At 71.1% G+C, this 4,890-nt stretch carries 5 protein-coding genes and 1 pseudogene; 3 read left to right on the top strand and 3 right to left on the bottom strand.

Going from position 1 to position 4,890, the window contains the following annotated elements; all coding sequences use genetic code 11:
* Nucleotides 1–96: 96 nt before the first annotated feature.
* The 3 genes from GJ632_RS19380 to GJ632_RS19370 all read right to left on the bottom strand — a co-directional run bounded on the left by GJ632_RS19380 (nucleotide 97) and on the right by GJ632_RS19370 (nucleotide 1,743).
* Nucleotides 97–963: a hypothetical protein gene (locus tag GJ632_RS19380; RefSeq protein ID WP_231751694.1), complete on the bottom strand. Its 867-nt coding sequence runs from the start codon at nucleotides 961–963 to the stop codon at nucleotides 97–99.
* 65 nt (nucleotides 964–1,028) lie between these two features.
* Nucleotides 1,029–1,307, bottom strand: a complete 279-nt coding sequence (locus tag GJ632_RS19375) for a hypothetical protein (protein WP_191453793.1) — start codon at nucleotides 1,305–1,307, stop codon at nucleotides 1,029–1,031.
* A 70-nt stretch (nucleotides 1,308–1,377) separates the two neighbouring features.
* Nucleotides 1,378–1,743 carry a hypothetical protein gene (locus GJ632_RS19370; RefSeq protein ID WP_343161269.1) on the bottom strand — a complete coding sequence of 122 codons (366 nt, stop codon included), beginning with the start codon at nucleotides 1,741–1,743 and terminating at the stop codon, nucleotides 1,378–1,380.
* Nucleotides 1,744–2,091: 348 nt separating this feature from the next.
* Between GJ632_RS19370 and GJ632_RS19365 the strand changes: the two genes are divergently transcribed.
* The 3 genes and pseudogenes from GJ632_RS19365 to GJ632_RS19355 all read left to right on the top strand — a co-directional run.
* Nucleotides 2,092–3,216: a tRNA (guanine(26)-N(2))-dimethyltransferase gene (locus GJ632_RS19365; protein WP_191453792.1), complete on the top strand. Its 1,125-nt coding sequence runs from the start codon at nucleotides 2,092–2,094 to the stop codon at nucleotides 3,214–3,216.
* Between the two features lie 63 nt (nucleotides 3,217–3,279).
* Nucleotides 3,280–4,566, top strand: coding sequence for a YihY/virulence factor BrkB family protein (locus GJ632_RS19360; protein WP_343161268.1), 1,287 nt, complete (start codon nucleotides 3,280–3,282; stop codon nucleotides 4,564–4,566).
* Nucleotides 4,567–4,689: 123 nt separating this feature from the next.
* Nucleotides 4,690–4,890: pseudogene (locus GJ632_RS19355) on the top strand (phosphoesterase); the annotation flags it as partial.

Genomic DNA, 4,890 nt, shown 5'->3' with positions numbered 1-4,890 from the left:
ACGGACTTTCTAAACTACATGCCGCTATACACAATACGTTCCAAAAATACGTCCTCTCGAAGGCGACACGAGTGGGAGAGCGCACCCTCCGCGGATTCAGCGTTCCACGGGTTTCGACGACGCATCGATCGTCTTCGCGGGGACTGTTGCGCGCGTCGAGACGGGATACGCGCGCATCTCGTCGTCGGGGTACGTGTCGAGGAGTGCCGCGGCCGTCGTCGCCGTCGCCCGTGAAGCCACGTCTGTCCCAGTCGGCGACGGGGACGGGTTCGGGGCCCACTCGCCGCCGTCGCCGCGGGCGAACAGGTCGCCGCCGCCGACGGCGTGCGCCCGGCCGTCCGCCGCCGCACTCGCCACGTCGAACGCTCCCGACAGCGCGTCCATCCAGCCGTTCCCGAGTCTGTAGAGTCCGGTGCCCGTCGCGGCGAGGGGGTCGCGCCCCGCCACGTCGCGCGCGTCGTCCAACCCGACCGACGTGAGACCGTCCGCGTCGAGTCGGTGGACGCCGTCGGCGGCGGCGACGAGGGGGCCGTCGACGGCGCGGACCGCCCCCGTCTCGCCCACGGTGGTCCACGCCGCGCCGTCCGCGTTCGCATCGTCGCCGCCGTCGCTCCCGCCACCGCCCTCGAACCGGGCGACGCGGCCGTCGTCGTCGCCCGCGTGGAGCGTCTCGCCGTCGAAGCCGACGGCCGCGGCGGGTCCGAACCCGGTCGGCTCGAACCGCAGGTCGTCCGCGTCGTCGGTCTCGGTCAGGTCCGCCCGGAACACGTCCTCGGCGGCGGCGACGGCGAGGGTCCCCCCGCCGACGGCGACGTCCCGGGCGCGGCAGCGGTGCGCGATGCCGAACCCGCCCACGAGGTCGTCCGACACCGAGACGGCGACGACGCCCGCGTCGCTGGCGACGAACACCGTCTCGGTGCCGGTATTGTCGGTGTAGACACGCTTCTCGTCGATAGTGGGCATCTCGCTCGGACGTTCGTGTACCCGGCGGGAAAACGTTGCGGAGGGGGCGACTCGGCCGTCAGTCGTCAGGGCTCGCCGACGACGGACGCGACGAGGGCGGCGAGGACGACGAGGTACGCGTGGAACGCGACGTCGAACGCCAGCCCGGTCAGCCCGGGGGCGAGCGGGTTCTGCAGGAGGTCGAACCCGACCAGCAACAGGTAGCCGGGCACCTGCGTCGGTTGGAACTGGAGGGCGAACGCGAGTCCGACGAGGCCGACGAGGACGAGGTAGGCGACGCCGACGGCACTGCTCGTCGGCCGTCGCGGTCGGTGGAGGGGAACGGGGACTGACACGTGGGCCATGCGCCGCAGTACGACCCGACGCGACAAAAAACCGCGCGCACGCCCAGAACGGGGCGATGCAGGCGGCCGCTCAGAGGAACTCGCGAACGTCCGAGTACCACATGTCGTGGTGGTCGAGTTCGCCGATGCGTTCGGCGACGGCGGCGGCGAGGACGTGCCAGCAGCGCTGGTCGTCGTCCTCGGTGTCGAGGTTGTACGAACTGTCCTTGCACGTACAGCCGCCGTCCTCGACGACGTACTCCTCGGCGTAGCCGACCACGACGGTGAAGTCTCGGTAGCGCTTCACGCGCCCCTCCGAGACGGCCTCGATGGCGCGCGTCCCGCGGGTGCCGTGGATGGTGGCGACGGCGTCCACGACGCCCGGCGTCAGTTCCCCCGCCGCCGCGAGGTCACGCCGCCACGCCGTCTCCCGGTCGCTCTTCGTCTCGGTGGGCACGGCGAACGCGGCGTCGGTGACGGCGTCGGCGGCGTCCGGGGCGTCCGATTCCCGGCGGCCTCGGTGTCTGCGGCCTCTGTACCGCCGCCGGCGCGGCTTCCCCGCCGCCGTCTGCGGCATCGGTATCGGCGGACCCGGATTCCGCGCCGGACTCGCCGGGGTCGGACGCTTCGGCCGTGGGCGTCGCTTCCGGGTCGGCGGCCGCCTCGTCGTCCCCGTCGTCGGGACCGTCGCCCACCTCTCGCACGCCCCGGAGTTGGCCGGTGGCGGACAAAACGGCACCGATGCGCTCGCCGTCGGTCCGGACGCATCGTATCGCTTTTCGCCGCGGGGACCGCTTCCCGGAACATGGACGTACGTGAGGGCGGCGTCGAGGTGTCGGTGCCGGGCGCCCGCGACGGCGCGTCGGAGGGGTCGGGCGACGACGTGTTCTACAACCCGACGCAGGAACTCAACCGCGACGTGACCGTCGCCACGCTCCGGGCGTACCGGGAGCGAGACGACCGCGCGGAGTCGTATCTGGACGCGATGGCCGCCAGCGGCATCCGCGGCGTCCGCGCCGCGGCCGAGGGGTTCGACGTGACCTGCGCGGACCTCGACGAGGAGGCGGTCGAACTCGCCCGCCGGAACCTCGCGCGCAACGACCTGTCGGGGGAGGCGGTCCACCGCGACGCGAACGCCCTCATGCACGACTCGGTGTTCGACGTCGTGGACCTCGACCCGTTCGGCACGCCCATCCCGTTCGCCGACGCGGCGTTCGCCAACACGCGCGATTTGGTCTGCGTCACCGCCACCGACACCGCACCGCTGTGCGGCGCACACCAGAAGTCGGGCATCCGCAAGTACAGCACGCTCCCGCAGAACACCGACTACCACCCCGAGATGGGGCTCCGCGTCCTCCTGTCGGCGCTGATTCGCACGGCGGCGCGCTACGACAAGGCGGCCGTCCCCGTCCTCTCGCACGTGACGCGCCACTACGCCCGCACGTACCTCGAACTCGACGGCCGGGCGACGAAGGCCGACGAACTCGTCGAGAAACTGGGCCACGTCTACCACTGCGAGGACTGCCTCGAACGCGACCACGAGTTCGGCCTCGTCGCGCACCCGCCGGACGACTGCCCGGCCTGCGGGAGTTCCCGGACGCTCGTCGCCGGCCCCATCTACCTCGGCCCCGTCTGCGACCCCGCGTTCGCTCGCTCGGTCCGTGACCACGTCACCGAGGAGATGGGCGAGTGCAAGCGCGCCCGGTCGATGCTCGACACCGTCGCGGGCGAACTCGACCGGCCCACGCACTACGACCAGCACCGACTGTGCAAGCTCTGGAACCGCTCGGCGACGAGCATGGACGACTTCGTCGCCGAACTCCGCGAGGCGGGCTACGAGGCGACGCGGGCGCACTACTCGGGGACGGCGTTCAAGACGGACGCGACCATCGCCGAGATGCGCGCGGCGACCACCGACGGCGACGGCTGAGAGGCGACTTCAGCACCTGTCAGCGGCAAGTATCTTCTTGTGCGTCTCCGACGAAGGCGGGACGTGAGCGTTCGGATTCGCAATCAGTTATCCGTGGGTCGGTCGGTGGTCAGTACCATCCAGGAGCGCGAGGTGACGTTCCTGGCGGCGAGCATCTCCTACTACACGCTCGTCTCCCTCGTTCCGCTTCTCACGCTCGCCCTCGTCGTCGCGTCGTTCGTGGGCGGCGACGCGTTCAGGGTGTACGTGCTCGGCCTCGCCCAGCAGTACCTCCTGCCGTCGGGGTCGGACCTCGTCAGCGGTGCGCTCGAAGACCCGACGGGGCAGGGCGCGCTGTCGGTGGTGAGTCTCGGCGTCACGCTGTGGGGGGCGCTGAAACTGTTCCGCGGCCTCGACATCGCCTTCTCGCGCATCTACGGGTCGGAGGCGAGCGGCCTCGTCGGGCAACTCAGAGACGGCATCGTCGTGCTGGCGTCGCTCGGCGCGGGGACGCTCGGCGTCGCCGCCGCCACCGTCGTCATCGGCCTCGTCGACCTCCCGTTCGCCGAGATTATCTCTCCCGTCCTGCTCCTCGTCCTCCTCGTCGTCGCGTTCTTCCCGTTCTACTACGTCCTGCCCGAAGCCGGCCTCTCTCCGCGGGAGGCGCTCCCGGGGACGCTGTTCGCGGCCGTCGGCTGGGCGGTTCTCGGCGTCGTCTTCGGTATCTACACCGCGACGGCGGGCGCGTCCGTCGCGGGCGCTCTCGGGGCGATTCTGCTGCTCGTGACGTGGTTCTACTTCTCGGGCATCCTCGTGCTCACGGGCGCGGTGGTCAACGCCGTCCTCGCTGGGAAAGTGGTGGACGGACCGGGGGACGGCGTCTCGGGAGACCGGCAGGTACAACACAGACGCGCCCGACCAACAGACCGGACGATGAGCGTGGACGACGCACCCGGTAGCGACGACGCGGGCGAGACGGACGTGGAACCCCGCGGCGCGCCCGACATCGAGCAACTCGAAGACCGCGTCGAGGAACTCCGCGCGGACCTCGACGCGTTCGAGTCGGACGTACAGGAGCGCACCGTCGACCGCCCGGACGTGGAGTCGGAACTCAAACGCTACGTGCGCGGTCGGATGCGACAGGGGAAGGCCCGCGGGTGGGGGCCGTACCTCGTCCTCCTCTACGGGACGGCCGTCACCATCGCGGCGTTCTTCCTCATCCAGGACGACCTGCTCGCCGTCGTCGCCATGCTCGTCACGTACCTCTCGACGCTCGGCCTGTACGTCCTCTTCGTCGTCTTCGGCGTCGGACTGGGCGCCCTCGGCGTCCCCGGCCGCCTCGTCGACTGGGTCCGCGACCGGCGGTCCTGACGCGCCGGCCTCGCTCTCACCCGCGTCGCCGTCGGGCGCGACCCACCCGCCGACCCGACCACGCTCGCACGACGCTCCGTTCTCCGGCGGTTATATGTTCCTCCACTCGCCACTCCCGCAGTGATGCAGACGCTCGTCACCGCCCGCGGTGTCGGTGAAATCGCCGTCGCCGACTCGCTCCCGGACGCCGTCGTGTCCCTGTTCGCCGCGCTCACCTACCTCGGCGACCCGTGGCTCTGTCTGCTGGCCGTGAGCGCCGCCTACGTCGTCGGCGACCGACTCGGCATCGCGCGGCCGTCGTCGGCGTCGTCCTCGCCCTCGTCG

This window comes from Halogeometricum sp. CBA1124, from assembly GCF_009741955.1.
GTDB classification, from domain to species: domain Archaea; phylum Halobacteriota; class Halobacteria; order Halobacteriales; family Haloferacaceae; genus Halogeometricum; species Halogeometricum rufum.
This window is presented reverse-complemented; position numbering and strand designations above follow the sequence as displayed.

What these genes read in the sequence shown, in the direction of transcription:
- GJ632_RS19380 (WP_231751694.1), bottom strand. Translation starts at nt 963, where the DNA reads ATGCCCACTATCGACGAGAAGCGTGTCTACACCGACAATACCGGCACC.
- GJ632_RS19375 (WP_191453793.1), bottom strand. Translation starts at nt 1,307, where the DNA reads ATGGCCCACGTGTCAGTCCCCGTTCCCCTCCACCGACCGCGACGGCCG.
- GJ632_RS19365 (WP_191453792.1), top strand. Translation starts at nt 2,092, where the DNA reads ATGGACGTACGTGAGGGCGGCGTCGAGGTGTCGGTGCCGGGCGCCCGC.